Source organism: Belliella pelovolcani (genome assembly GCF_900156785.1).
GTDB classification, from domain to species: domain Bacteria; phylum Bacteroidota; class Bacteroidia; order Cytophagales; family Cyclobacteriaceae; genus Belliella; species Belliella pelovolcani.
On the sequence record NZ_FTOP01000003.1, the window covers coordinates 284,098 to 310,180 of the forward strand.

The following is a 26,083-nucleotide window of genomic DNA, read 5'->3' on the forward strand; positions in this document are numbered from 1 at the left end:
GCTCTCCATTGCTAGAGAGCTTTTTTTTAATTTTTTTCGAATTATTAATTTTCATCAGAACCTTCAACTTCTGATGGTATTTGTACACCTTCTACTTCAGTTGGAGTAGTAGGTAGCAAAGACTCACCATTCTCACTGTTGTCAAACTGTGGAGTAACGATTTGTCTTCTCGCGTTTTCAATGTTTGGTGAGCTAAAAGAATCCACACTAGATGAAGTGTAAAATGCAGAAGAAACCAATGATAAAACCAAGATGGCTACAGCAAGTACCCAAGTTGATTTTTCAAGGATATTTCCAGTTTTGGTAACTCCCATGATTTGAGAAGCGCTTCCACCAAAAGCAGCACCTACACCACCTTTTGAGTTTTGTGAAAGGATGACCAAAACCAATAAAACTGCTAATACAATTATAATGCTGATAAGTACGGTAAACATATTTTAAATTTTAATCTTCTAATTCTTTTATCAAGTCCGCAAAGTAAGTGCTTTTATTTGGAAATTTCACCATCAATTTTTGATAAATTTCTTTAGCTTTTCCTTTCTTACCTTGCTTAATCAATAATTTAGCAAAAGATTCTGAGAGAATATTCGGATTCAGCTGTGTGCTTTTTTCTGATAGATCTTCTTGCTTTTGCACACTTTCAATTTCTTTGATAGTTGCAAGTTTGATTTCCTTTTTGCTAAATGCCTTGATGATATCTATTTGTTCTTTCTTTTTGACATCTACGATCTCTTTTTTCTCTTTTCTTTTGATCGTTTCTATCAGGTCATCTGCAGCGCCTGCTCTTTTTTTACGCTTTGGTTTTTTTAATTTTTCAGTCTCTTCCTTTACTTCTTTCTGTTTAGAAGTCAGCTCCTCACCAAGTTTTTTCAACAAGCCAGCTCTCTGTGTTGGGTTTTCTTCTGGACTTGGCTTGGGTATCAATTCTGCCTCGTCTTCTCCATCCTCTTTTTCTGCTTGTATTTTTTTGTCAGAAGAAGGGGTGTTTGGACTTGAGACCGGAAAGATTAATTTCTCTCCTAGCAATACTTTTAACCAAGCCCTGTTGGGACTGCTGATTGCTGCCCATGGAAGGAAATCTTTGGCTTTACCTTTAGATTTTTGATACTCGTATTTTGCCAACAGAACATTTGGGATCTGAAAATACGGGAAATTCTCATGCAGTTTCACAAGTTGATTCACTTGCTCTTTGCTGAGTTGATTTCCTTGTTTGATGATTTCCAAAAATTGTTCTGCGTTCACTGTCTTTCAGTTAATGAATTTCGAATATAATCATTTTTACCAATTGGCTACCGTTGCAGTAAAAATATCCTGAATGATGTTTTCGAAGATTTCTTCAATCAAGACACTTTCCACTTGTAGAATTGAGGTGTTTCTAGGGTCATAATCTTGGAAGAATGAAAAGCTACGCTTCAAGTTTTCCTCTTCATTAGACATATTGATATATTCTACCTCTACTACTATCGTAAGACGCATTTGACCAGCTCTATCTGGGGCATTAGGGTCTGTGCTCGTTACAGTAGCCTGAGGCGAAATGGTATATCTTGATATTGCTCCTGAAAATTGTAAGTCACCATTGCTCCTCACCAATTCTAGTTGTGTATTTCTTTGATAGAATTCTTTGAGTGATTCTGTAAAAAGCTGACCCATATTGGCAGGTCCTCCACCAGAATCATTGAAGAAGTTTTCCACTGAAAAGGTCTTGGTAAGGTCATAATTGATATTAGTACCTGTGAAGCTATACCTCACCGAACAAGCTTGAACCAAAATTGCTAGACCAATAAACAGTACAGAGAACTTTCGGAATCTTTTAATCAATATCATACTGCTTGATTTTTCTATATAACGTCCGCTCAGAGATTCCTAAGTCACTGGCTGCGTATTTTCTTTTATTATTATGCTTTTGAAGTGCCCTAATGATCATTTCCTTTTCTTTCTTTTCTAAAGAAAGTGAATTGTCGTCTTCCTCGTGAATGATGTCTTCTATGGATTCGTCTTCATATTCGTCTAGATCTTCATTGTTTTTATGTGGATCTATGACGAGGGGCATATTGACAGCTGGTACATTCGAAGAAGTATTGCTTTCATCAAATGAGACAGGGCTTTCCAAATCTTCAAACAAGTTTTGATGTTTGTTGATGATATTGGCATTTAGTCCTCCTGATTGATATGACTCTAGTACGAGTTTTTTAAGTTCGTGCATGTCTTTCTTCATATCGAATAGCACTTTATATAAAATGTCTCTCTCGGAGAAATCTGTGCTCGAATCTGTGCTTGAACTCGCGCCAGTGTAGGCTGCTGGTAATCTGGTTTGGTCAGTAGGTAGATACCTTCCTAAGGTAGCTGCATCTATTTCCCTCTCTTGTTCAAGTAGCGAAATTTGCTCTGCCAAGTTTTTAAGCTGCCTGATATTCCCAGGGAAAGGGAACTTCATCAGCAAGGTCTTCGCATCAGCATCCAAGGAAACTGGTTTGACTTTATATTTTTCAGAAAAATCTGTTGTAAATTTCCTGAAAAGCAAAACAATATCTTCACCTCGCTCCCTCAATGGAGGGACAAAAATTGGCACTGTGTTCAATCTATAATAGAGATCTTCCCTGAATTTTCCTTTTTCTACTGCCTTGATGAGATTCACATTGGTAGCAGCAATGACACGAACGTTGGTTTTCAGAACCTTGGAAGAGCCTACTTTGATAAACTCCCCATTTTCAAGCACCCTTAGCAATCTTGCTTGCGTGCCCAATGGCATTTCGCCAATTTCATCCAAGAATATTGATCCACCATCAGTCACTTCAAAGTAGCCTTTTCTAGCTTCATGGGCACCTGTAAAGGAACCTTTCTCGTGACCAAAAAGCTCAGAATCAATGGTCCCCTCAGGAATAGCACCACAGTTGATTGCGATGAACTTTCCGTGTTTTCTTACACTGAGTGCATGTATGATCTTCGAGAAGGATTCTTTACCACTTCCGCTTTCTCCAGTGATCAATACAGTCATATCGGTCGGAGAAGCCTGCATAGCCACTTGTATGGCATGGTTAAGCAAAGGACTATTTCCTATGATTCCAAACCGTTGTTTGACACTTTGTATTTCTGCTGATGTGATCATAGATGATGCTAGATTCAGGATACGACTTCACCAAATAATGTGGCAGGAGTACAATCGGTGATCTTCACAGTGACATAATCACCTTTTTTGAAATTACCTTTATCGATGATGACTACTTTGTTGGCAGAGTTTCTACCTTTCAGCTGCTCTGTAGATCTTTTGGATTCTCCTTCGATGAGGATTTCTTGAACCTTTCCAATATCAAGATTATTTCTTTCTTCGGAAAGCTTATTCTGCTTATCGATAATCTCGTTAAGTCTTCGTTTTTTGACATCCAATGGAATATCGTCTTTGTATTTTTTGGCAGCAAGTGTACCTGGTCGTTCAGAATAATAGAACATGTAAGAGAAATCATATTTTACAATGTCCATCATGGTCAAGGTTTCTTGATGTTCTTCCTCTGTTTCGGTACAGAAGCCTGCAATCATATCAGAAGAAATACCACATTCCTCACCGAGAATCTCTCTGATTTTAGCTACTCTTTCCAAATACCACTCTCTATCATAGGTTCTGTTCATTAGTTCCAAAATTCTAGAATTACCACTCTGAACTGGTAGGTGGATGTATTTACAGATATTGTCATACTTTTTCATGGTGTACAACACTTCATCTGTGATGTCTTTTGGATGAGAAGTAGAGAATCTCACTCTTAGTTGCGGGCTAATCAATGCGACCATCTCGAGGAGGTTTGCAAAATTGACCACTTCAGTTACTTCACCTTCTTTCTTATTTAGTCTTGCTTTATTGTTCTCCTCTGGAGACCACTTGTAGGAGTCTACGTTTTGACCTAGCAAGGTTACCTCTTTAAATCCTTTGTCAAAAAGATCTTGTGCTTCTCTGACGATAGAATGTGGATCACGACTTCTCTCTCTTCCTCTGGTAAATGGTACTACGCAGAAAGAACACATATTATCACAGCCACGCATGATGGAAATAAAAGCACTTACTCCATTGGAATTCAACCTTACAGGAGAGATGTCTGCATAGGTCTCTTCTCTTGACAAGAAAGTGTTTACACCTTTGTTGCCATCTTCAGCAGTAGCGACCAAATTGGGGAGGTCTCTGTATGCATCTGGGCCTACAACTACGTCTACAATCTGCTCTTCTTCTAGCAGTTTCTCTTTCAGTCTTTCAGCCATACATCCCAAAACACCAATCGTCATTTCAGGCTTGTTTCTTTTGATGGCATTGAATTGTGAAAGTCGTTTTCTTACTGTCAGTTCGGCTTTTTCTCTGATCGAGCAGGTGTTTAGAAAAATCACATCTGCTTGCTCAAAATCAGAGGTGGTGTCAAATCCATTTTCTTTCATAATAGATGCGACGATCTCCGAGTCAGAAAAATTCATCTGACAGCCATAAGATTCTATATAAAGTTTTTTGGATTTGCCGGTATTTTCATCTTCAGTAGTCTTGTAATCACAAGCCTGCGCCTCTTCCGCTGAGATGATATCGATGTCTTTGATGATATTTTCCATGTAAGCTTTCAATTTCAAGTTGCGAAATTAAGAAAATACCGACAAAATGACAGTTTTTTGACTTGCTTTATTTTCTTAATTGGATCAATTACCCACAAACCAAAAAAACAGAAACTAAAATACTAAAATCGGGTTTGATATGTTAATGAAATTGAATCCAGATTTAGTCTGTAGTGGCGTTATTTTTGCCCATTTCAGTAGATAAAGTTTATATTTGAATTTGAATTTCACCAAAACAGTTAGAAATTATTAAACGGTTTTTCTATAGATTTTTCAAAATCACGGGACTCAGTGTGCTGGTATTGATGCTATTGACGATACTGTTACTGCTTTTTGTCCGAAGTCCCTGGGGGCAGGGTATAATCGTAGACAAGGCGACTAAATATCTTGCAGGAAAAACCAATACAACCCTATCCATCGGAAGATTATTTGTGACTTTTCAAGGTAATTTGTATCTGGATGATTTCTATGTGGAAGATCTTCAGGGTGACACATTGGTCTATTCAGACAATTTGGAATTAGGCTTTGGGTTGATGGAGTTTGTCAAAGCAGGTACAATTCATATCAATAAATTTGAATGGGAAGGCTTGAAAGCCAAAATTAGTAGAGCTGAAGGGCAAAAGGATTTCAATTATCAATTTTTGATAGATGCTTTCGCTGGAGATGTTGAAGAAGCTGATCAAGGTAAAGAGGAAGTAGAAAGTGCTGAGTCAAGCCCTGATCCCATTCAAATCAAACTCTCACCGATTAGATTCCGTGATTTTGACTTGAGCTATTTAGATTCGGAAGGAGGCACGGAGGCCATCTTGAGGTTCAAAGAATTTATGGTAGATGTTCAACATTTGGACTTGGAAGCTTTTGAGTTTGATGTCAGAGCGCTAAAACTCCAACAGAGTCAAATTTCTTATAAACAGCTAAAACCTATTGAAAGTGAAGAAGAAGCGTCTGATGATGGGTTGATTCCTTTATTATTATCCGTTGAAAAGCTGACGCTAGATCAGGTGATGCTGGATTATGAAAATCAAGTGGATCAGCAGTTTGCTAACCTATCTATTGACTTTTTTGAGCTGAGTTTACCAGAACTGGATTTGCAAGATCAAAAAGTTCTATTGAAATCAATTGATCTTAAAAATTCAAAAATAGCTTTTGCTGATTTTGGAACAAAAGCACCATCAGATGATGCCAAGCAAGAAACGTCTACTCCATTTGAATGGCCTTATTGGGATATTGAGATTGGGTACATAGACTTAGAGGACAATCAGATTACATACAAAACCCAGGATATAGATGCCATACCAGGATTCTTCAATCCGGAGAACATGCAGTTTGAAGGATTAAATTTTAATGTTTCTAATGTTCTTTTGAAGCACAAAGAAGCAAAGCTTGCTTTGAGAACTTTTAATTTTAGAGAATCTAGCGGTTTTGAACTCAAAGGACTCGAAGTCAATCTTGATGTGGATGATCAGAGGCTCATCATAAATGATATTGTCGTAGAAACCAATAGCAGCAAGCTGCAAACAAATCTTAAACTTGCTTATCAATCTTTTGCAGATTTCATTACTCAACCAGAGTCGGCAAAGCTAGATTTAAGATTGAAAAGCCTAAAAGCAGATGTAAGAGATGCTTATTTTTTTCAGCCAGATTTAGCAAAAGATGAAGTAATTCAAAATCTGGCACTATTCCCAATATTAGCAAATGGCAGCATTATAGGGAATCTAACTAGTTTGGCAATCCCAAATCTTCAGGGCTCTTGGGGAAGTAGTAGATTCGTTGCGCGAGGTTCTGTAAAAAACGTACTTGATGTCGATCAATTAATTTTTGATTTTCCGAAACTAGAATTAAGTAGCGATGCCAAAACAATCACAAAATTCATTGAGGAAGATTTGATTGCAGCCTATCAGCTGCCAGAAAAATTTAATGTCAGTGCAGACGCGAAGGGGAAGCTGAATAATCTTCAAGCTTCGATGAATTTGGTCTCAGACCTAGGTGAAATTGATTTTAAAGGTAAATACAGAGACCTAAGTGAAATAGTATTTGAAGTGGCGCTTGGGGTAAAAGATTTTCAGCTAGGTACACTTTTAAAGGATCCAAGATTAGATACACTGACTTTTACAGTTGAAGCTCAAGGAATAGGCGCATCACTTGAGAACTTGAATGCGACTTTGAAATCAGATTTTCAGCGTTTGAAATTCGATGGGAATGATTATTCAGGTCTACAGCTTGAGGGGGTAATGAAGGATGGAGTAGGAGAGTTGATGCTTGGCTTGGAGTCTGAATACTTGGATTTTGAATTACTGACCAAATTGACTTTGGATACTGTGGATTACCATGTGGACTTATTATTAGACCTCAAGGGAGCAGATTTTTTTGCACTAGGCCTTACTCCGGAGCAGGTTAGGGGTAGGTTGGTGTTCAATGCATTATTTGATGGCAATCCAGAGGCTTTTGATCTTAGTACAAGTTTGAAAGATGCAATTGTTGTATTCAATCAAAGAAATTACCCTCTCGGGAATTTGGATATTCAAGCCAAAGTGAGAGAAGAAGAGACTAATTTCGAATTAAGGAGTTTGCTCTTGAATGGGAAAATGGCAGCGAATACATCACCAGAAAAACTGGTGGCTTCCTTGACTTCCTATTTGAGAACATATATCGACAAAGAAGAGGCCATAGAGGACCTTTCTGATCAAGAAGTAACCATGGAGCTTGATTTTAAGCTGAATCAAGCACCTATTTTGAATCAGGTTTTGCTTCCGGGATTAGAAAAGCTCGATACTGCGAGGCTGGTAGTAGATTTTGATGTTTCCAATGCTAAGCTCTTAGCAAATCTTGATTTTCCATACATGAAATATGGTGAAATTGAAATTGATAGTTTGGGCATGCGAGTCAATGCTGACAGGGATGATTTAAATCTGGCTTTTGGATTTTTGAAACTTGAATCTGGTCCATTATCCATGGATAGGACATATTTCACTGGAGAGTTGGAAGACTCAAGGTTGTTTTTTGATTTCAATGCATTCGATGGTGATCAACGGATGGTTCATGTAGCTTCAGATATTGGCCTGATGGGGGATACTTTGAGTATTCATATAGATCCAGAAGATTTGCTATTGAATAAGCGTGAATGGGGAATACCTATGGATAATGAGGTCTTGATAGCCGAAAACTACCTTCATTTTAAGAATTTAAGGTTTTTTAGAAATAATCAAGAACTACTAATCCGGGATGATTTGGATGATGTAGCGGAGGAGCATGTTGCATTGGAATTTAGAGATTTTAGGCTGGAGACCTTCACCAGTTTATTTAATCCAGACGAATTGATTGCGGGTGGCCTTTTGAATGGCAAGCTAGTGGTCGAAAATCCTTTTGGCGCCATAGGTATATTGGCTAATCTAAAAGTTCAAGATCTAAAGGCTTTAGATGTTGGTCTTGGAAATCTCAGCATGGAAGCTGTAGCCGCTAATTTGGGAGAATATCAACTCAAACTTGCATTGAAAGATGGAGGGATAGATCTAGATCTGGCAGGGGATTTTGTCGCAGACGAAACTGGAGGAGAATTTGATCTGGACATCGCTATCAATCGAGTGGAGATGAAACTCCTAGCTGATCTTTCAAAGGGAGAGATTAGAAATGCTGATGGATATATCTCAGGCAAAGTCAATGCAAGTGGAAATACCAATGAGCCAAATTACAATGGGGAATTGGTTTTTAACGAAGCAGAATTTGTAGTCGCACAGCTTAATGCTAGATATATGCTTCCTAAGGAGGTTTTGAAAGTGGATAATGCTGGCTTGAGCTTGAATCAATTCACCATTCGAGATGAGAATGGGCAAAAATTCATCATTGATGGAAAGATACTTACCGAAGATTTTACAAATCCTAAATTTGACCTCAAGCTAAAAGCGAATGGGTTTAGGGCAGTAAATTCAAGTAGAGAAGACAATGATTTGTTTTATGGAACAGCCATACTAGATGCAGATGTGACCATCCGAGGAGATCTAAATTTACCTAGAGTGACAGCAGATCTTAGCGTGAAAGATGGTACCAACTTCAATGTCATCATCCCTGAAACGCAACTTGACCTCGTAAAAAGAGACGGTACGGTCATTTTTGTAAATAGGCAAGACCCATATGATATTTTGACTAGACAAACTGACGAAATGCTCAACACTTTCACTGGGTATGATGTCAGGTCGGTATTGAAAGTGGATCCTAATGCGGTTTTTAAAATCATTGTAGACGAAAGGTCAGGAGACAATTTATCTGTTTCGGGTGAGGCTAATCTCAATTTGGAAATCAATCCCAATGGAAGGATTACTTTGAGCGGTACCTATGAATTAAGTAAAGGGCATTATGAAATGTCCCTCTATAATTTGGTCAATAGGAGGTTTGAGATTGCTCCAGGTAGTACAATAGCATGGAATGGAGATCCGATGGATGCCAACATGAATATATCGGCGATTTATAATGTAAGGACGCCTTCGGCTGAATTGATGGCTTCCCAGCTAAGCGGAACCAGCGCAGATGCTAGACTTCAATATCAGCAAGAATTGCCTTTTCAAGTGTACTTGAATGTTGGCGGTGAAATCCTCAAGCCTGAGATTTCTTTCCGCTTGGATATGCCAGAAGATCAGCGTGGTGCCATGGGAGGGAATGTGTACAGTAGAGTTTCTCAAATAAACGAACAAGAGGATGAGTTGAACAAGCAAGTATTTTCTCTACTCGTATTGAATAGGTTCTTCCCATCTACAGGAAGTGATGGTTCGGGTGGAGGAACTGCCGCAATTGCTAGAAACAGTGTGAGCCAGGTACTCTCAGGCCAACTCAACGCACTTTCCAGTAGTGTATTTGGAAATACTGGTTTAGAATTGGATTTTGATTTGGATAGTTTTACTGATTATCAAAGTGGATCAGCCCAAGACAGGACCCAACTCAATGTAAATGCTCGTAAGCGGTTTTTTGATGATAGGCTGATTGTACAAGTCGGCAGTCAGATGGATGTAGAAGGTAGCTCTCAGAATCCTGAGCAGGCCAATGCTGTGCTTGGGAATATCAGCTTGGAGTATGTATTGACGGAAAATGGACGCTATAGGGTGCGAGCTTTTAGGAAAAATCAATTTGAAAGTATCATTGATGGTCAGTTGATAGTGACTGGTTTTGGCTTGATTTTCAATCGGGAGTTTAATAGATTTTACGAGCTTTGGAGAGGTGTAGATCTCAGCGAAAATGGCACCAACCCTATAGACAAGCTTCAAAATGGTGAAGCAAAAAAAGAGAATCAAAATGAAAAATCTCAAGATAAAAAAGAGCTTGATGTTTTGAGAAAGGAGGAAAATGAAGACTAAGTTTATTTTTACAGCATTTATCTTTTCTCTGATCTGCAGTTATTCTTGTAGTGTAAAGAAATTCATTCCTGAGAATGAGACGCTTTATATTGGTTCTAATCTAGAGCTTGAATCTGAGGAGCGTATTGATGATATCAAAGCTATCAGGTCAGAGTTAGAAGGTTTGATTAGGCCAGAGCCCAATGGGAAAGTTTTGGGTATGTACTTTGGACTTTGGGCGCATTACAAAGGGAGTAAGGAGAGGCCTGGCTTCATCAATAAATTCCTCAAAAAGCGTTTTGGAGAGGAACCTGTTTATTTCAGTAAAGTGAATCCTCAGAATACCGAAGAGTTGATGTTCAATAGATTAGAGAACAATGGGTTTTTCTACTCAGAAACATCCTCAGAAGTCAATAGAGGTGAAAAATTCACTTCAGTATCTTATAAGGTAAAGCTTTCTGAACCTTACTTACTTCGTTCACTTTCAGTTGATCGTGATTCTTTAGAAGTGGATAAAGAAATCATCAAATTGATAGAAGATTCCCCATTGAAATCAGGAACTAGGTTTAGCCTTTCAAAAATGCAGGCTGAAAAGGAGCGGATTGATGAAGCGCTAAAGTCATTGGGTTACTATAATTTTAACCCGAATTACCTGATTTTCGAAGCTGACACCAATGTGTCTGATAAACGTGAATTTGATCTTTTTTTGAGATTTAGGTCCAATGTGCCTCAAAGTGGCATCATTCCATATAAAGTCAGGAATATTCGAGTTTTCCCTAATTATTCTGTCATGGAAGACGAAGATAGACTTGATACAGTAAGTATAGGTGGCAAGGATTTTATTCAGGGTGTAGAAGTATTTAGACCAGATCTTTTGGAGCAATATATTTTGCTAGAGAAAGATGAGCGCTTTAGTCCTCAAAAATCCAGATTGACAAGCAATAGGCTAAGCTCTATTGGGACTTACCGGTTTGTTAATTTGAGATACGAAGAAGCGGATGATAGTGTAACACATGGTAATTTGGATGCAAATATTTTTCTTTCCCCTTTGACCAAGCGCTCTATTAGAGCGGAACTTCAGGGCGTGTCTAAATCAAATAATTTTGCAGGCCCTGCATTGAATTTGGTTTATAGAAATAGAAATCTTTATCAAGGGGGAGAAGTTTTTAGCCTTACAGGCAAGTTTGCTTATGAAACTCAAATTGCTGGAGGGGAACTATCTGGCTTAAATTCAATTGAGCTTGGGTTGAAGGCAGATCTTGTATATCCAAGGGTGGTTTTCTTCATTCCAATAAAAGAGCGCTTTTCTTACTCAGTTCCAAAAACCAAGATGAGTCTCGGTACAGAATACCAAAGCAGGGGAGGGCTGTATAGGTTAAACACCTTCTCTGCTAACTATGGTTATTTTTGGAATGCAAATCGTTTTGTCTTCCATGAGATCAATCCTATTAGTTTGAATGTGGTAAACCTCTCCAGGACATCGCCCGAATTCGAGGAGATTTTGGATAATAATCCATTTTTGAGAAGGAGCTTTGAGCAGCAGTTTATCGCAGGTATCAATTATACCTTCAATTATGATAAGCTTTCGGGTAGGTTTAGAAGACATGGTTTATTTGTAGGGACTACATTGGATATTGCAGGCAATGGATTGAGTTTGGCCAATAGAGTTACAGGTGGAGCAGAAGGGACTTTCTTGGGGCTTAATTATGCCCAATATGGCAGGGGAGATCTTGATTTGCGTTATTATTTTAGAATCAATGAAAATCACACCATCGCGACAAGGATGTTTGGCGGGGTAGGTTTACCTTATGGAAATTCTGAGTCACTTCCATTTGTCAAGCAGTTCTTTGCTGGTGGTCCCAATAGTATCAGAGCGTTTCGTATCAGATCAGTTGGTCCAGGTACATATAGACCTGAGTCTTCTGGGGTAGCAGCATTTTTTGATCAAGCTGGTGATATTCGTTTTGAAGGCAATATTGAATATCGATTTCCTTTGGTTTCCATACTCAAGGGAGCCGTGTTTATGGATGCTGGAAATGTATGGCTAATGAATGAAAATGAAGCCTTACCTGGTGGAAAATTCACTTCTGATTGGTGGAATGAATTGGCTGTCGGAGCGGGCGTTGGACTTCGCTTTGATATTGAATTCTTTGTACTTCGCTTTGATTTTGCTACACCGATGCGAATTCCATACTTGCCAGAGGATCAGCGCTGGGGGAATAGCCTAGATGTGAGAAGTAGAACCTGGAGACGAGAAAGGTTGATTTTCAATTTTGCAATTGGCTATCCATTCTAAGCAGGCTGCTCAGGTCTGAATCTTATTTCTTTGGGGTAAGGGAAGGCGTGAAGGAGCTCTCCTTTCCTAATTCTTTCTTGAATCTGTGACCAATAATCGGGATTGAATAGCTCCTGGTGATAACTTAGAAAATGGGGCTTCACGTCTACTCTTCCAATCATGAATCTTTTGAAATCCTCAGGGAAAACATCATGCTTAGCAATATTATACCAAGGAGTAGGAGCATAGATTTGCTCGTAAGTTTCTGCTTTAGGTTTCCAACTAAAGTTCATATCTGTCAGAAATTCAATTTCATCATAGTCATAGAAGATCACCCGCTTTTGTCTTGTAACACCAAAGTTTTTTGTCATCATATCGCCTGGAAATATATTAGCTTGAGCAAGTTGTAGAATACTATTACCATACTCTTCCACTGCAAGTTTAGCGTCTTCTAAATCACAGCTTTCTAAGTAAAGGTTTAAAGGAATCATTTTCCTCTCTGTGTATAGGTGTTTGATGATCAGGGTTTTTTCGGTGAATATTAAAAGTGAATTGACGGTATTTTTCAACTCCTGCATCAATGCAGGACTAATCCGATCAAGTGGGATAGAAAAGTATTCGAACTCGTGCGTATCGGCCATCCTCCCAACTCTATCATGGAGAGATACGAGCTTATATTTATCCTTGACCTGCTGACGTGTCATGTCTTTAGGTGGTTCAAAATGATCCTTGATCAATTTGAAGACAATGTTGTAGCTTGGTAAAGTAAATACTGTCATCACCATTCCCTTGATACCTTCTGCTATTTCAAATTGATCTTGACTATTTTCTAGGTGGATTAAGAAGTCTCTGTAGAATTCTGTCTTGCCATGTTTATTAAAGCCTATGGCATTATAAAGTTCATGGATCTGCTTGTGGCTAATCACCGCATTGAGAAAGGAGACCATCTGTGATGGAATAGTTGTCTTGACCATAAAGTAAGACCTGCTGAAGCTAAACATATGCGCCATGATCCTTGGGTCAAAAATCATGGTGTCTACATATACACCATTTTCATTATGAAGAAATGGGATGATAAATGGCATCCATTTATCACCTACACGCGTTCTACCTATCAGATAGGCAGCTTTGTTTCTATAGAATACACTTTTAAGCACTTGGGTGACGGTGTCTTTGGTTGGCTTGTATCGGGTGAGGATGACTTCCCTTACTGCCCTCACTAAGAGCTGTATATCCTCTTCCTTATTGTAGTATTTGACTCCAAAATCAAAATCATCCATAATCTGTCTGATGATTTTTTGCAATCCCCAAGCAGATGGATAGGTGTAATAGAGGTCGTCATTAGGGTGAAGGTCGCAGGTGTTGTATCCTTCATGTACATACATAAGACTATCGTCTACAGCTAAGTTATCGAAAGTTTTCCTGATGGTAGAGTTGTAAAAAGTCTCAGCAAGCTCCTTGTTTTTTCTATTGTTGATTATCATTGAAAAATGTTGTTTCACTTCCAACCAGAATGTGCTATTATTTTTAAACTCACCAATCTCTTGGATGATTTTCCCTCTACAGTTCGCTATAAAATCTTTGTAGAGTCTCAGCCGCTTTTTATGATTTGCTTGCATCGCTGTCCATTGACGATTTTTGAAAAACTCAGGTGCAAGCGCAGTTAGTTTATTGAATTCCTCAAGGTAAAGTTCAAAATCATTAAGGATATTCTTTGTAGTAAATTCTATAGTATTTTTCACGCTATTTGGTGGATTTTTCTATTACAGGAAAATGAAATTAACGAATCTAATTGGTATTCATATACTCAAATTTAACAAGTTTGAAATGCTTATTCATAACAATTGATTCTTAGAGGGATTTACTTTTTATTCAAGCGATTACCAATAGAAATAATGAAACAATAATCCATTTATTTACACAAAATAAAATTTTCGCAATCGATTGCTTGTACAATAAAAAAACATTTTCTACCTTTCAGCCATGTTATTCACACACTGAATATCTACAATAGGTTTAATAGGTTTGAGAGATAAAAAAGGTTCGGACAATGTTCGAACCTTTTTTGATTTCTGGAGATTTTACACTTTTTTCGTATCCGCTAACACAATTTCAATATGAGGCTTTCTTCTTGGTTCCACCTCTCCATTCTCATAATTTTCTCCATCATATTATTTGCATGTGATGGTGCTAATAAAGAAGGAGAAAAAATAGCAGACTCTGAGGTTCAAATTCCAATTGAAGAAGCACAACTTCTGGATATAGGATTTCAGCATCTCCAACAATGGGTAGCTCATTGGAAGGGAGTTGAGCCTACTTTTAATCTAAAGGATTTTCAACTTTCCAGAACTGACTCCATAGATCGAATTGAGCGTCCTGAAGAAAATTTCATCACAGCAGGAAATCCCTTCTTTCCATACCTTTTGGAACATCCAGAAGGTGAAGGGACTGTAGATATCTATAGCTACAAGATTGTCTACCCAGAACAGGGAAAACCATATTTCAACCCTGACTCGGAAGTTACTTATTTTCGAGCTGATGGCATGAGGGAGCGACTTTTATTCATAGGGCCATCAGGCGCATTTGAAGATGCAGTTTGGTTGAACAATGAAGCTTTATTGGTCGTTGGACATTTTGAGGATGAACAGGGGGTATCCCCTAAGGCATGGGTGATATATCCAGAAGCTGGTTTGATTTCTCAGTATGACAATCCAATTCACTCACAATCTTATGGCAGAGAGAGTTTTTTGACCAAAAGATTCACAGTGGAGGTTCCCTAGATCAAAATGGAGTTTCAAGATATTATCCAAAAAGTAGAAAAAATGCTAACTCAGCCACTTCCGGGTAGGGTTGGTCAAATGATGATGTCACCTCAGCCTGTGGATGAAACACGCTTTGCGGAAGGGGCTTTGAAAAACCCTCGAAGGGGGGCTGTTTTGATGCTTTTTTACCCTGATGAAGATCAGACTCTGGTTCCATTTATCAAACGTCCAAGTTACGAAGGCGTGCATAGCGGGCAAGTGGCTTTTCCAGGAGGAAAGTGGGAAGAGCAAGATGAAGATTTAAGTATGACAGCTTTGAGAGAGGCTGAGGAAGAAATTGGAATTGATCAAAAGAAAGTTAAGCTTCTCGGAAAGCTTTCGGATTTATTTATCCCTCCAAGTAATTTTTTGGTATCTCCATTCATAGGGTTTTTGGAAGAAACTCCATTCTTCAAACCTGATCCTTACGAAGTAGATAGAATTATCAATTGTCCTGTAAATCAACTGACTGATTTGAGTATCCGAAAGGAAGGAAAAATCACTGTTAGAGGACAGTATCAGTTGAAGGCACCTTATTTTGATATTGAAAATGAGATGGTCTGGGGAGCTACGGCAATGATGCTGGGTGAATTCATGTACCTCTGGGAAAACTCCTAAGTTTGATTTTTCGGGCTTTTGATGTATTTATGTACTTCATTTAACCCGAATATGATGGAAGAAAATACACCCTTACTGACCAATGATGCTGTAGTTTTTGGAATTTTAGTTGGAATTTTGGCATTGGTATTTGCTACTTCTTCAAGTAGCAATAGCTTTTGGAAGAAATTCTATCGAGTAGTTCCTTCTATTTTGTTGTGCTATTTCATTCCAGCAGTACTCAATTCGTTTGGTTTGATTTCAGGTGAGTTTTCCAATTTGTATTTCATGGCCTCTAGGTATTTGCTGCCGACTTCTTTGGTGTTGTTGACTTTAAGCATCGACTTCAAGGGAATCTTAAAACTAGGCCCCAAAGCTTTGATCATGTTTCTAGCTGGTACTTTGGGAATCGTATTGGGCGGACCAATGGCACTTTTTGTGATCTCTATTGTCTACCCTGATATCTTGGGTGGTGTAGGTCCTGATGAAATATGGAGAGGCTTATCAACTATAGCTGGGAGCTGGATAGGCGGCGGTGCCAATCAGACGGCCATGTTGGAGATTTTTGGAGCAAGCCCTACATTATTTTCTCAGATGATTGCCGTAGATGTATTGGTGGCCAACGTCTGGATGGCGGTATTGCTATACTGGGCTGCTAAGCCAGGTAGGATAGATAAATTGTTCAAAGCTGATAGCTCTGCCATACATGAGCTTCAAGATAAGGTAGAAAAGTACAGGGAAAGTATTCTGAAAATACCAAGTATGGCAGATACCATGAAGATTCTTGGAGTTGGTTTTGGAATTACTGCTTTAGCGCATTTGATAGCAGATAATGTTGCCCCATTTATTGGAACGAATTATCCCCAGCTGAGTGATTATTCTTTGGATTCTACATTCTTTTGGATAGTGGTGATAGCGACCACAGGAGGATTGGTGCTTTCTTTTACCAAGGCTAGGGAAATGGAAGGCGCAGGAGCCTCGAGGTTGGGTTCTGTGATGCTCTATGTATTGGTGGCGACGATTGGTATGCAAATGGATTTGATGGCAATCTTCGATAATCCACTTTTCTTCTTGATAGGGATTATTTGGATGTTTTTCCATGTATTGATCATGTTGCTAGTCGCATATTTGATCAAGGCACCTTTCTTCTTTGTAGCAGTAGGTTCTCAAGCCAATGTAGGAGGAGCCGCTTCTGCGCCAATAGTCGCATCAGCCTTCAATCCAGCCTTGGCTCCGGTCGGAGTTTTGATGGCTGTATTGGGTTATGCCGTAGGGACATATGGCGCTTTACTCTGCGGCTACCTGCTTCAGTGGGTACACAATGGGATGTGATTAGGCCTCTTTCTTCACTACTCTGACAGCAGTACCGCTTGCCGTCACCATCAGCATTCCATCTCTGATGGTTTCATAATCTAAATCTATCCCCACGACTGCATTGCCACCAAATGCATTGGCCTGCATTTGCATTTCTGTCATGGCTGTGGATTTTGCTTCTCGAAGTACCCTTTCGTATGCACTGGATCTGCCCCCTACGATATCGGTGATACTCGCGAAGAAGTCTTTAAAAAGGTTGGCTCCGATAATGGTTTCTCCTGTAACGATTCCTAGATATTCTTTGATTTCATAACCCTCAAGGGTTGGTGTAGTTGATACAATCATGATTATTTATTTTTTAAAAGATTACGTTAATTTCTCACGGGCTGGAGTATTTGAAGTTGTAATTTAACAAACCTTTCGGTGAAATTTCGGTATATTCATGCTATGCAAACAGATAAAAAATTAGCAGTTTTGATTGACGCTGACAATGTGCCTTCGGGTCAAGTAAAAGAAATGATGGAAGAGATCACCAAATATGGTAATCCGACGATCAAAAGAATTTACGGAGATTGGACCAAGCCTCAACTCTCCAAATGGAAGAATGTACTTTTGGAAAATGCCATTAATCCCATTCAGCAATATGGCTATACCACAGGAAAGAATGCTACCGACTCTGCCATGATCATAGATGCTATGGATATTCTATATTCTAGCAAAGTAGATGGCTTTTGTATTGTTTCAAGTGACAGTGATTTTACCAAACTGGCTACTCGGCTACGTGAAGCCGGAATGACAGTCATAGGTTTGGGTGAAAAGAAAACACCTGAACCATTCATCGTGGCTTGTGATAAGTTTATTTATCTTGAGATTTTACAAAAGGATGAAGAAGAAGCGGAAGATAAAGGAAAGCCAAAAAACAGACCACAGGTAGATAAGATCAATCCAAAATTGATTCGCCTAATTGCTACTACAGTTTCTGATTTGGCTGATGAAGAGGGTTGGGCATTTATGGGTGATGTTGGAAACTTGATTCAGAAAAAGCAACCAAATTTCGATTCAAGAAACTATGGATTTCAGAAATTAACACCAATGATTGCTTCCATAGATAGATTTGAAATAGAACAAAGAGAAAATCAAAAAGGTAGATTCAAGCTTATTTATGTAAGAGATAAGAAAGGATGATAATATTCATTAGATAAATTCATCCGCTTAGCCTCGCGATGCTTTATTATAAAATATGTATGATTTGAGCAAAGTAGTGCTGAGATAAAAAAAGAGGCGGTATCGCACCGCTACGACCGCCTACCCTTGCTTCCTTCCGGACCTGGGGGATTCAGCAGGAGCTGGTCGTACCGCCGACACAAAGGTAAGTCAAAATTAATCGTTTCCAAAAGCAGTAACTTGAATTTGATAAAATAGAAACTTAAGTGTTTCACATTCAGTATTAAAAAGTGTGGCAGAGTTTTTGAAACTTTCTACAATCAAAAGTGCTATTAGATTATTCGCTTTTACATCAATAGTCAAAAAGAATTGACCTTTATTTGTGATTAAGAGCTTCTGTTAGCTATGGTCCGTCGACAGCTGACCATTTCAGAAATAATTAAAGTGTTCAATTGAACTGCTGTTCCAATTGCGGCTAATCTAAAATTCTAAACTGAAATATTGTCATTAAATAAATAGATTAACAAACTATAAATCATATGAAAAAATCAATTGTTTTTATTTTCACAGTGTTTTTGCTTGGTTCTTGTGCGGTATTTACACCGAGACAAGAGTTTCAACAGGGGATGTCAGAGAGGAAGTTTTTGAGACAGAATAGAGATGCTGTCATGAGTAATATGGAAGGGCCATTTATTACCTATAGGGTGAACAGGGGCGAGCGGTTCTACATTTTGGCTACTTTTGAAAACAAAGAACTTATTAAAATAGAGGAGCGTGAAATCTCGCCAGCATGGATGCCAGCACAGCCCTCAGAAAACAAAGAGTAATAAAAAAACCGGAGGTCTTTCCTCCGGTTTTTTTATTTGGCCCCACTCAGATAGAGATTGTATTCCATCGCACCAGATTCTTCAAATTCGTCTACAGCTAAATCCTCGAAGATTTCCTCGTCAAACTCCATCTCAGTTTTTTCGATTTTCCCATCAGGATGGACGATCAGTTCTGTTCCTGTAAAATCTTCTGGATTGACCCTGACCAAAACTTTGTAATCATCAAAAGTCCTCTTGAAATATTTGAATAGGGTAGGCATATGGTTTTGAATCTTAATTAGAATCAAAGATAATTGTATGTTTAGAATCGGCCATTGATTTAGTCATTTCTTTTTTTTAGGAAGGGTTGAATTGATGTATACAAAATAATCTGCGCCTTTATTGCCATTTAAATCCAAAAATCATCTTTAGTGAAAATTTTTGAAACTTTTTCAGAATCATTTTTGTCAATCGAATATGCTTATCTATATTTGAAGCATTAAAAATTATGAAAAACATTCAAGCAAAATATTGGTGGTGGCATTTGACTTCTTTTCTCGGGGAAAAACCTAATGCTATTGTCTGATATCAACACTTGAAAAGATATATTTAGGCTTGCTGGTTTTTCCCAGTAAGCCTTTTTTTATTCCAAAAAATAACCGAATAGTGTTCAATGAATCAAATCAAACTGAAAACTCAATATAAAAAGCTCCTAGCAGATACCATTACGCCTGTGAGCATTTACCTCCAGATCAGGGATAGGTTTGCGAACCCGATCTTGCTGGAAAGTTCCGATTATCACGGTCAAGAAAATAGTTATTCCTATATCTGTTTCAATCCTTTGGCCTCTTTTTCATTTGATGGAAAATTTGTAAAAGAAGAATTGCCAGGTAATGAAATCCATACTTACGAATTAGCTTCAGGCAAGAAGTTGATAGACCAACTTAGGGGTTTTTCCGCCAAGTTTGATGCGACATCTTTGGAGCAGAAGTTTATCACCAATGGCCTATTTGGCTACATGCAATATGATACAGTTGCTAGGTTTGAAGATATTCAGCTCGCAAACACAGAGGAATCTCCAATACCCATGATGCATTATGCGGTATATCAGAATGTCATTGTGGTGGATCATTTCAAAAATGAGATGCATTTACTTGAGCATCAGGTAGAAGGTGATGAAAAGCCAGCTGTGCTTCCTCAACTTGAAACACTTTTGAATAATAAAAATATCCCTGCATATAGCTTCAAGTTGATAGGTGAGGAGGAGTCAAATTATACCGATGAAGAATTTCTGGATATACTCAAAAAAGGTCAAGAGCATTGCTTCAGAGGAGATGTATTCCAAATCGTGCTTTCTCGAAACTTTACCACCAAGTTCAAAGGAGATGAGTTCAATGTCTACAGGGCGCTACGATCGGTCAATCCCTCACCTTATCTTTTTTATTTTGATTATGGGTCATACAAGGTGTTTGGTAGTTCTCCAGAAGCGCAGATTGTGGTCAAAAATAACAAAGCAACGATCTATCCCATTGCAGGTACATTCAAGCGTACTGGCAATGATCAAGCAGATGCAAATCTAGCTATGAAGCTCTATGATGATCCCAAAGAAAACTCCGAGCATGTGATGCTAGTGGACTTGGCTAGAAATGACCTGAGCAGATCTTCTGAAAAAGTAGCAGTAGAAGTCTTTAAAGAGATTCAATATTATTCTCATGTCATCCATTTGGTATCCAAAGTGACAGGTGTATTGCCAGAAAATTCCAATCCATTGCAACTTGTGGCGGATACTTTCCCTGCTGGGACGCTTTCAGGAGCGCCAAAGTTTAGAGCCATGGAGCTTATCGATGAGTTAGAGAATACCTCCAGGAAGTTTTATGGAGGAGCCATTGGATTTCTTGGCTTCAATGGAGACTTCAACCATGCCATTTTGATCCGCTCTTTTGTCTCAGAAAATAATCAGCTAAGATTCCAGGCTGGTGCAGGCGTAGTAGCCAAGTCTTCGATTCAGTCCGAACTCCAAGAAGTCTCCAACAAACTCGAAGCCCTCCGAGTCGCCCTCCAAGCCGCGGAGTCTATCTAGAATTGGAAGATTGAAGATTTAAAGATTGAAAAATTATTCTTGAATTAGTGTTATAGTGCATTATTTATGATCAAAGTATATGGGGAATATTCAACGATTTGAAGATTTAGAAATTTGGCAAAAAGCTATTGATATCGCTGTTGAAGTTTATCATTTAGCAGATAAGGGTTTGCTAGCAACAGATTTCAAATCACGAGGGCAATTTATAGATGCTGCCATTTCCATATCAAACAATATTGCTGAGGGCTTTGAGTATAATAGTAATAGATCTTTTATTAATTTCCTTAGATATGCTAAAGGATCAGCTGGAGAAGTTAGAAGTCAAGCTTTTGTTTTGGTAAGAGCTGGAAGGATTTCTGAATCTGAATACCAAAGCTTGTACATTAAGCTTGAAAGCATATCGAAGGAAATAAAGGGCTTCATGAAATAGTCAAGATTATGAGAATCAAAAAAATCCAAAAGGTAAATATTAGTATAGTAGCAATATTAAAATTTTATAATCTTTCAATCTTTTAATCCGAAAAATGAAAATACTTGTCCTTGATAATTACGATTCATTTACCTACAACTTGGTGTATATCATCAGACAGTTGGGTTATGAAATGGATATATATAGAAATGATAAAATCAATTTAGATCAAATCGAAGTTTATGATAAGATTCTGCTTTCTCCAGGTCCAGGAATTCCTTCTGAAGCTGGTATCATGCCAGATCTGATCAAAAAATATGCTGCTTTCAAAGACATTCTTGGAATATGTCTAGGTCATCAAGCAATTGGAGAGGCATTTGGCTCTTCCTTGACCAATTTGTCAGAAGTTGTGCATGGTTTAGCTTCGGAGGTTAGCGTAGATAAGGATTTGCTCTTTGAAGGTTTACCTACAAAATTTAAGATAGGTAGATACCATTCTTGGGTCATCAACGAACAGACACTCAGCCCAGACCTTGAAGTGATCGCAAGAACGCCAGATGGTCAAATCATGGGCGTTAGACATAAAGTGTTCAAAGTCAGAGGGCTTCAGTTTCACCCGGAGTCAGTCCTCACAGAGCATGGCGTAGAGATGATGAAAAATTGGCTCAAGTGATGTTTAGGAAGAGATTGGAGAGAAAAGAATCAAGAAACAAGAACCAAGACAGTCACAACTGAAAAGAAGGATGAATGTGGAAGGATGAAGGATGAAAGCCATTTTGTAGTCATGAAAATGAAAATATTCCCTTTGCGCCTTCGTGTCTTCGTGGCAACAAAAAAGCACTGCATCATTAACTAAACATCAATTTAAATAAGAAACTTTACACCTCTACAACATATATACAATGAAAGAAATACTCAATCACCTGATCGAACACCGGACGCTGAGCAAGGAGCAGGCTAAGGAGGTGCTACTCAAGATCACATCAGGTGAATACAACCAGAGTCAAATTGCAGCTTTTTTGACTGTCTATATGATGCGTTCTGTGACAGTAGAAGAGCTGGGTGGTTTTAGAGAAGCCATGTTGGAGCAGTGCATACCAGTAGAAATAGCTGAATACGATGCCATGGACCTTTGCGGAACAGGTGGAGATGGAAAGGACACTTTTAATATCTCTACACTGGCATCTTTTATCGTAGCAGGTGCTGGTCAGCATGTCGCCAAGCATGGTAATACTGGCGTGTCATCTATCTGTGGTTCCTCCAATTTATTGCAGAGTTTCGGCTATGAGTTTACCAATGATTTAGATCAAATTAGGAAAAGCTTGGATGAAGCAGGGATTTGCTTCTTGCATGCACCGCTATTTCACCCAGCGATGAAAAATGTAGGTCCCATCCGTAGAGAGCTAGGAGTCAAGACCTTTTTCAACATGCTCGGCCCAATAGTCAATCCTAGTTTTCCAAAGAAGCAATTGGTGGGTGTGTTTAGCTTAGAGCTGGCAAGATTATATGCATATCTCTACCAAAATCAAGAAGGATTATTCAGTATTTTACATGCCCTAGATGGCTATGATGAGATTTCCCTGACAGGTGATTTCAAGATGATTACACAAAATGGCGAGAAACTGGTCAGTCCATCCGCAATCAACCTGCCTAAGATTTCGGCGGATTTGATCAAAGGTGGAGAGTCTATCCCTGAATCTGCTCAAATATTTGATAGCATCCTCAAAGGTAAAGGTTCAGAAGCTCAAAATTCAGTAGTGATTGCCAACGCAGCTGCTGCATTGCATACGGCCGACCCTTCACTTTCCTTTGTAGAGGCAGTTGACAAGGCTAGAGTCTCTTTGCTTTCTGGCAAAGCACTCGAGAAATTCAATAAATTGGTCAATCCAAAGACCTCCATTTCATTTGCTTAATACAATTCAATATGAATATTTTAGATAAAATCATTGCCCATAAGAAACAAGAAGTTGCAGAGAAGAGTAGTCTAGTTCCTGTGAAACTTTTGGAAAAGAGCATCTTCTTTGAATCCAAAGTGGTGTCGATGAAAGACTATATCAATGATCCAGAGAAGACGGGAATCATTGCAGAGTTCAAGAGGAAATCGCCTTCCAAAGGCATCATCAATGCCAATGCGCAAGTGGAAGCCACAAGTATAGGCTACATGCAAGCAGGCGCATCTGCACTTTCTATACTTACTGATCAAGAGTTCTTTGGAGGGAAAAATGAAGATTTGATCACTGCTAGAAAATACAATTTCTGTCCGATTCTGAGGAAGGACTTCATCATAGACGAATATCAGATCATTGAAGCCAAATCGATTGGAGCTGATTGTATTCTTTTGATTGCAGCAGCATTGGAGCCCGCTAGACTGGAAGCTTTGGCAAAATTTGCCAAAGGTCTTGGCTTGGAGATTTTGATGGAAGTACATGATTCAGAAGAATTGCACGCATCACTCAATGATTCCTTGGATCTAGTGGGCGTAAATAATCGCAGTTTAAAAACTTTCGAAGTTTCTTTACAAACATCTTATGATTTGGTAGACCAAATTCCAACTCAGTTTGTTAAAGTGTCAGAAAGTGGAATTTCTCAACCGCAAACGCTGATCGATTTGAAGAAAGCTGGTTTTGAAGGGTTTCTGATAGGAGAGAATTTCATGAAATCAAGCAGACCACATCAAGCGGCTTATAATTTCATGAAAGAATTCAGGGAGCTCATGCTCCAAGTGGGAATGATTCAAGAAAAATGAAATTAAAAGTATGTGGCATGCGCTCCCTAGAAAATGCGCAGGAATTGATAGAGAAAGTGCAGCCGGATTGGATGGGCATGATCTTCTATTCCAAGTCGGTCAGGTATGTTCCAGAAGAAGCAAAAGTAGCCTTAGCAGAACTGCCAGTAAATAAAGTGGGGGTATTTGTCAATGCAAGCTTGGAGGAAATCAAGCAGTGCATCAAGGATTTTGGATTGACAACTATTCAGCTTCATGGTGATGAATCTGTGGCATTTACAAAAGAATTAAAGGCTCAAACAGGGCTTGAAATCTTTAAAGTTTTTGCTATCAAGGAGTCAATTGATTGGGGAGTATTAGAGCCTTATCTGCCAGTTGTTGATTATTTTCTATTTGATACTTTCACCAAGGCTTATGGGGGGAGCGGGCAGGTTTTTGATTGGCATTTGTTAGAAAATTATCCTTTTGATAAGCCATTTCTGCTGAGCGGTGGTTTATCTATTGAGCAAGTAGCTGAAATCAAAAAGCTACAAAATAGGCTACCGCAATTAGCAGGTCTGGATATCAATTCCAAATTTGAAATCGAACCTGCCTTGAAGGATGTAGAAAAAATTAGGGAGTTCAAGAAACTGGTGTATAACTGAATAAAAGTAACGATTAATTAAAAAGTCTTAAATGATTGAGTGATGATAAAAGTAGACGAAAAAGGGTTTTATGGGAAGTTTGGTGGGGCGTATATCCCAGAGATGCTGCATCCCAATATTGAGGAATTAAGAGAAAATTATGAGCAAATTGTTGCCTCACCTGAGTTTCAGGAAGAGTTTCAGATGCTTTTGAGAGATTTTGTGGGAAGACCTACACCTTTATATTTTGCGAAGCGTATGTCTGAAAAGTATGGTGCCAAGATATATTTCAAAAGAGAAGATCTCTGCCATACTGGAGCACATAAAGTAAACAATACTGTTGGTCAGATTATTCTAGCAAAGAAGCTTGGCAAAAAGAGAATCATCGCTGAGACAGGAGCAGGTCAACATGGAGTAGCTACAGCTACTGTTTGTGCTTTGATGGGTATGGACTGTACCATTTATATGGGTGCATTAGATATACAGCGACAGCGCCCTAATGTAGAGCGTATGAGAATTCTAGGAGCAAAAGTAGTCCCTGCTACTTCTGGAAGTCAGACACTCAAGGATGCTACCAATGAAGCCATGCGTCAATGGATCAATAATCCTGTGGACACGCATTATATCATCGGTTCGGTAGTAGGGCCTCATCCTTATCCTGAGATGGTTGCGAGGTTCCAAGCTGTGATTTCAGAGGAGATCAAAAAACAACTTCTAGAGAAAGAAGGTACAGAAAATCCTGATATTCTAATTGCATGTGTTGGGGGTGGTAGTAATGCTGCTGGCACTTTCTATCATTATTACAATGTGCCCCAAGTGAGGTTAGTTGCTGCCGAAGCTGCGGGTTTGGGAGTAAGTTCGGGTAAGTCCGCCGCTACCACGGCATTGGGTACACCAGGGATTTTGCACGGAAGCAAAACCTTGCTGATGCAAACAGAAGATGGACAGGTTGTAGAGCCCCATTCTATTTCGGCTGGTTTGGATTATCCAGGCATTGGTCCTGTTCATGCACATTTGTTCGACATTGGAAGAGCAGAGTTTGTGGCTGTTGAAGATGAAGATGCGATGAAAGCGGGCATAGAGCTGAGTAGGATGGAAGGAATTATTCCAGCTATTGAAACAGCTCACGCCGTTCATGCGCTGAATATGATAGAATTCAAGAAAGACGATATCATTGTAATCAACCTCTCAGGTAGAGGAGACAAAGACCTAGATACCTATATCAAGTGGGGAGGGTATTGAAGGATGAAGGTAGAAGGATGAAGGAGGAAAGATGGAAACCGCCTCTTCCTCATGAAACCGAAAATATTCCCTTTGCGCCTTCGTGTCTTTGTGGCAAATAAAAAGAAGGATGAAATAAGAAGGATGAAGCACCGCGCAACATTCA

At 38.9% G+C, this 26,083-nt stretch carries 22 protein-coding genes and 1 other RNA gene; 14 read left to right on the forward strand and 9 right to left on the reverse strand.

What is annotated here, in order from left to right; all coding sequences use genetic code 11:
• Positions 1 to 44: 44 nt before the first annotated feature.
• Genes secG through miaB form a run of 5 tightly spaced genes read right to left on the reverse strand, consistent with a single transcriptional unit; the run spans position 45 to position 4,581 of the window.
• Complete coding sequence (gene secG, locus BW935_RS05375) at positions 45 to 434, reverse strand: preprotein translocase subunit SecG (protein ID WP_076499238.1); 390 nt, start codon at positions 432 to 434, stop codon at positions 45 to 47.
• Positions 435 to 444: 10 nt separating this feature from the next.
• Positions 445 to 1,242: a hypothetical protein gene (locus BW935_RS05380; RefSeq protein ID WP_076499240.1), complete on the reverse strand. Its 798-nt coding sequence runs from the start codon at positions 1,240 to 1,242 to the stop codon at positions 445 to 447.
• Between the two features lie 36 nt (positions 1,243 to 1,278).
• Positions 1,279 to 1,824 carry an LPS assembly lipoprotein LptE gene (gene lptE, locus BW935_RS05385; RefSeq protein WP_076499242.1) on the reverse strand — a complete coding sequence of 182 codons (546 nt, stop codon included), beginning with the start codon at positions 1,822 to 1,824 and terminating at the stop codon, positions 1,279 to 1,281.
• A complete protein-coding gene (locus BW935_RS05390; protein WP_076499244.1) occupies positions 1,811 to 3,106 on the reverse strand; it encodes a sigma-54 interaction domain-containing protein in 1,296 nt (431 codons plus the stop codon). Before BW935_RS05390 ends, lptE begins: the two co-directional genes overlap by 14 nt.
• A 14-nt stretch (positions 3,107 to 3,120) precedes the next feature.
• Positions 3,121 to 4,581, reverse strand: coding sequence for a tRNA (N6-isopentenyl adenosine(37)-C2)-methylthiotransferase MiaB (gene miaB / locus BW935_RS05395; RefSeq protein ID WP_076499246.1), 1,461 nt, complete (start codon positions 4,579 to 4,581; stop codon positions 3,121 to 3,123).
• A 305-nt stretch (positions 4,582 to 4,886) separates the two neighbouring features.
• Between miaB and BW935_RS05400 the strand changes: the two genes are divergently transcribed.
• Both BW935_RS05400 and tamL read left to right on the forward strand, forming a co-directional pair.
• Complete coding sequence (locus tag BW935_RS05400; protein ID WP_084565818.1) at positions 4,887 to 9,923, forward strand: translocation/assembly module TamB; 5,037 nt, start codon at positions 4,887 to 4,889, stop codon at positions 9,921 to 9,923.
• Positions 9,913 to 12,198 (forward strand): translocation and assembly module lipoprotein TamL, encoded by a 2,286-nt coding sequence (gene tamL, locus BW935_RS05405; protein WP_076499248.1) that lies wholly within the window; start codon positions 9,913 to 9,915, stop codon positions 12,196 to 12,198. The genes BW935_RS05400 and tamL overlap by 11 nt, the downstream gene beginning before the upstream one ends.
• Here tamL and aceK read toward each other — a convergent pair.
• Positions 12,195 to 13,919 carry a bifunctional isocitrate dehydrogenase kinase/phosphatase gene (aceK, locus tag BW935_RS05410; protein WP_076499249.1) on the reverse strand — a complete coding sequence of 575 codons (1,725 nt, stop codon included), beginning with the start codon at positions 13,917 to 13,919 and terminating at the stop codon, positions 12,195 to 12,197. The two genes, tamL and aceK, sit on opposite strands and share 4 nt — an antisense overlap.
• Positions 13,920 to 14,294: 375 nt before the next feature.
• Here aceK and BW935_RS05415 point away from each other — a divergent pair, with 375 nt between their 5' ends.
• From BW935_RS05415 to BW935_RS05425, 3 genes are read left to right on the forward strand one after another with little or no spacing between them, the layout of a single operon-like run.
• Positions 14,295 to 14,957: a hypothetical protein gene (locus BW935_RS05415; RefSeq protein ID WP_084565820.1), complete on the forward strand. Its 663-nt coding sequence runs from the start codon at positions 14,295 to 14,297 to the stop codon at positions 14,955 to 14,957.
• A gap of 6 nt (positions 14,958 to 14,963) precedes the next feature.
• The gene (locus tag BW935_RS05420; protein WP_076499250.1) at positions 14,964 to 15,596 is read left to right on the forward strand and encodes an NUDIX hydrolase; all 633 of its coding nucleotides are present in this window, start codon (positions 14,964 to 14,966) and stop codon (positions 15,594 to 15,596) included.
• A gap of 54 nt (positions 15,597 to 15,650) precedes the next feature.
• Positions 15,651 to 16,907: a DUF819 family protein gene (locus BW935_RS05425; protein ID WP_076499469.1), complete on the forward strand. Its 1,257-nt coding sequence runs from the start codon at positions 15,651 to 15,653 to the stop codon at positions 16,905 to 16,907.
• On the opposite strand, the gene BW935_RS05430 is transcribed toward BW935_RS05425, so the two are convergent.
• Positions 16,908 to 17,234: a YbjQ family protein gene (locus tag BW935_RS05430; protein ID WP_076499251.1), complete on the reverse strand. Its 327-nt coding sequence runs from the start codon at positions 17,232 to 17,234 to the stop codon at positions 16,908 to 16,910. It lies immediately after the preceding gene.
• A 102-nt stretch (positions 17,235 to 17,336) separates the two neighbouring features.
• Between BW935_RS05430 and BW935_RS05435 the strand changes: the two genes are divergently transcribed.
• Complete coding sequence (locus BW935_RS05435; RefSeq protein ID WP_076499252.1) at positions 17,337 to 18,074, forward strand: NYN domain-containing protein; 738 nt, start codon at positions 17,337 to 17,339, stop codon at positions 18,072 to 18,074.
• Between the two features lie 89 nt (positions 18,075 to 18,163).
• Here BW935_RS05435 and ffs read toward each other — a convergent pair.
• Positions 18,164 to 18,252, reverse strand: an RNA gene (gene ffs / locus BW935_RS05440) — signal recognition particle sRNA small type.
• Between the two features lie 340 nt (positions 18,253 to 18,592).
• Here ffs and BW935_RS05445 point away from each other — a divergent pair.
• Positions 18,593 to 18,880, forward strand: coding sequence for a hypothetical protein (locus tag BW935_RS05445; RefSeq protein ID WP_076499254.1), 288 nt, complete (start codon positions 18,593 to 18,595; stop codon positions 18,878 to 18,880).
• A gap of 32 nt (positions 18,881 to 18,912) precedes the next feature.
• On the opposite strand, the gene BW935_RS05450 is transcribed toward BW935_RS05445, so the two are convergent.
• A complete protein-coding gene (locus BW935_RS05450) occupies positions 18,913 to 19,140 on the reverse strand; it encodes a hypothetical protein (RefSeq protein WP_076499256.1) in 228 nt (75 codons plus the stop codon).
• A gap of 392 nt (positions 19,141 to 19,532) precedes the next feature.
• Between BW935_RS05450 and BW935_RS05455 the strand changes: the two genes are divergently transcribed.
• From BW935_RS05455 to trpB, 7 genes are all read left to right on the forward strand, one after another.
• Positions 19,533 to 20,939, forward strand: a complete 1,407-nt coding sequence (locus tag BW935_RS05455) for an anthranilate synthase component I family protein (RefSeq protein ID WP_076499258.1) — start codon at positions 19,533 to 19,535, stop codon at positions 20,937 to 20,939.
• 79 nt (positions 20,940 to 21,018) lie between these two features.
• Entirely contained in the window at positions 21,019 to 21,369 is a 351-nt protein-coding gene (locus BW935_RS05460) for a four helix bundle protein (RefSeq protein WP_076499260.1), read from the forward strand.
• A gap of 94 nt (positions 21,370 to 21,463) precedes the next feature.
• On the forward strand, positions 21,464 to 22,021 hold the full coding sequence (locus tag BW935_RS05465) for an anthranilate synthase component II (protein ID WP_076499262.1): 558 nt from the start codon (positions 21,464 to 21,466) through the stop codon (positions 22,019 to 22,021).
• A gap of 229 nt (positions 22,022 to 22,250) precedes the next feature.
• On the forward strand, positions 22,251 to 23,261 hold the full coding sequence (gene trpD / locus BW935_RS05470; protein ID WP_076499264.1) for an anthranilate phosphoribosyltransferase: 1,011 nt from the start codon (positions 22,251 to 22,253) through the stop codon (positions 23,259 to 23,261).
• A gap of 11 nt (positions 23,262 to 23,272) precedes the next feature.
• The gene (gene trpC, locus BW935_RS05475; protein ID WP_076499266.1) at positions 23,273 to 24,094 is read left to right on the forward strand and encodes an indole-3-glycerol phosphate synthase TrpC; all 822 of its coding nucleotides are present in this window, start codon (positions 23,273 to 23,275) and stop codon (positions 24,092 to 24,094) included.
• Positions 24,091 to 24,717, forward strand: a complete 627-nt coding sequence (locus BW935_RS05480; RefSeq protein ID WP_076499268.1) for a phosphoribosylanthranilate isomerase — start codon at positions 24,091 to 24,093, stop codon at positions 24,715 to 24,717. The genes trpC and BW935_RS05480 overlap by 4 nt, the downstream gene beginning before the upstream one ends.
• Positions 24,718 to 24,759: 42 nt before the next feature.
• Complete coding sequence (gene trpB / locus BW935_RS05485; protein WP_076499270.1) at positions 24,760 to 25,938, forward strand: tryptophan synthase subunit beta; 1,179 nt, start codon at positions 24,760 to 24,762, stop codon at positions 25,936 to 25,938.
• The last annotated feature ends 145 nt before the right edge of the window (positions 25,939 to 26,083 follow it).

Coding starts and splice junctions, on each gene's coding strand:
- secG (WP_076499238.1), bottom strand. CDS start 434: ATGTTTACCGTACTTATCAGCATTATAATTGTATTAGCAGTTTTATTG.
- lptE (WP_076499242.1), bottom strand. CDS start 1,824: ATGATATTGATTAAAAGATTCCGAAAGTTCTCTGTACTGTTTATTGGT.
- BW935_RS05390 (WP_076499244.1), bottom strand. CDS start 3,106: ATGATCACATCAGCAGAAATACAAAGTGTCAAACAACGGTTTGGAATC.
- miaB (WP_076499246.1), bottom strand. CDS start 4,581: ATGGAAAATATCATCAAAGACATCGATATCATCTCAGCGGAAGAGGCG.
- BW935_RS05400 (WP_084565818.1), top strand. CDS start 4,887: ATGCTATTGACGATACTGTTACTGCTTTTTGTCCGAAGTCCCTGGGGG.
- tamL (WP_076499248.1), top strand. CDS start 9,913: ATGAAGACTAAGTTTATTTTTACAGCATTTATCTTTTCTCTGATCTGC.
- BW935_RS05415 (WP_084565820.1), top strand. CDS start 14,295: ATGAGGCTTTCTTCTTGGTTCCACCTCTCCATTCTCATAATTTTCTCC.
- BW935_RS05420 (WP_076499250.1), top strand. CDS start 14,964: ATGGAGTTTCAAGATATTATCCAAAAAGTAGAAAAAATGCTAACTCAG.
- BW935_RS05425 (WP_076499469.1), top strand. CDS start 15,651: ATGGAAGAAAATACACCCTTACTGACCAATGATGCTGTAGTTTTTGGA.
- BW935_RS05430 (WP_076499251.1), bottom strand. CDS start 17,234: ATGATTGTATCAACTACACCAACCCTTGAGGGTTATGAAATCAAAGAA.
- BW935_RS05435 (WP_076499252.1), top strand. CDS start 17,337: ATGCAAACAGATAAAAAATTAGCAGTTTTGATTGACGCTGACAATGTG.
- BW935_RS05445 (WP_076499254.1), top strand. CDS start 18,593: ATGAAAAAATCAATTGTTTTTATTTTCACAGTGTTTTTGCTTGGTTCT.
- BW935_RS05450 (WP_076499256.1), bottom strand. CDS start 19,140: ATGCCTACCCTATTCAAATATTTCAAGAGGACTTTTGATGATTACAAA.
- BW935_RS05455 (WP_076499258.1), top strand. CDS start 19,533: ATGAATCAAATCAAACTGAAAACTCAATATAAAAAGCTCCTAGCAGAT.
- BW935_RS05460 (WP_076499260.1), top strand. CDS start 21,019: ATGGGGAATATTCAACGATTTGAAGATTTAGAAATTTGGCAAAAAGCT.
- BW935_RS05465 (WP_076499262.1), top strand. CDS start 21,464: ATGAAAATACTTGTCCTTGATAATTACGATTCATTTACCTACAACTTG.
- trpD (WP_076499264.1), top strand. CDS start 22,251: ATGAAAGAAATACTCAATCACCTGATCGAACACCGGACGCTGAGCAAG.
- trpC (WP_076499266.1), top strand. CDS start 23,273: ATGAATATTTTAGATAAAATCATTGCCCATAAGAAACAAGAAGTTGCA.
- BW935_RS05480 (WP_076499268.1), top strand. CDS start 24,091: ATGAAATTAAAAGTATGTGGCATGCGCTCCCTAGAAAATGCGCAGGAA.
- trpB (WP_076499270.1), top strand. CDS start 24,760: ATGATAAAAGTAGACGAAAAAGGGTTTTATGGGAAGTTTGGTGGGGCG.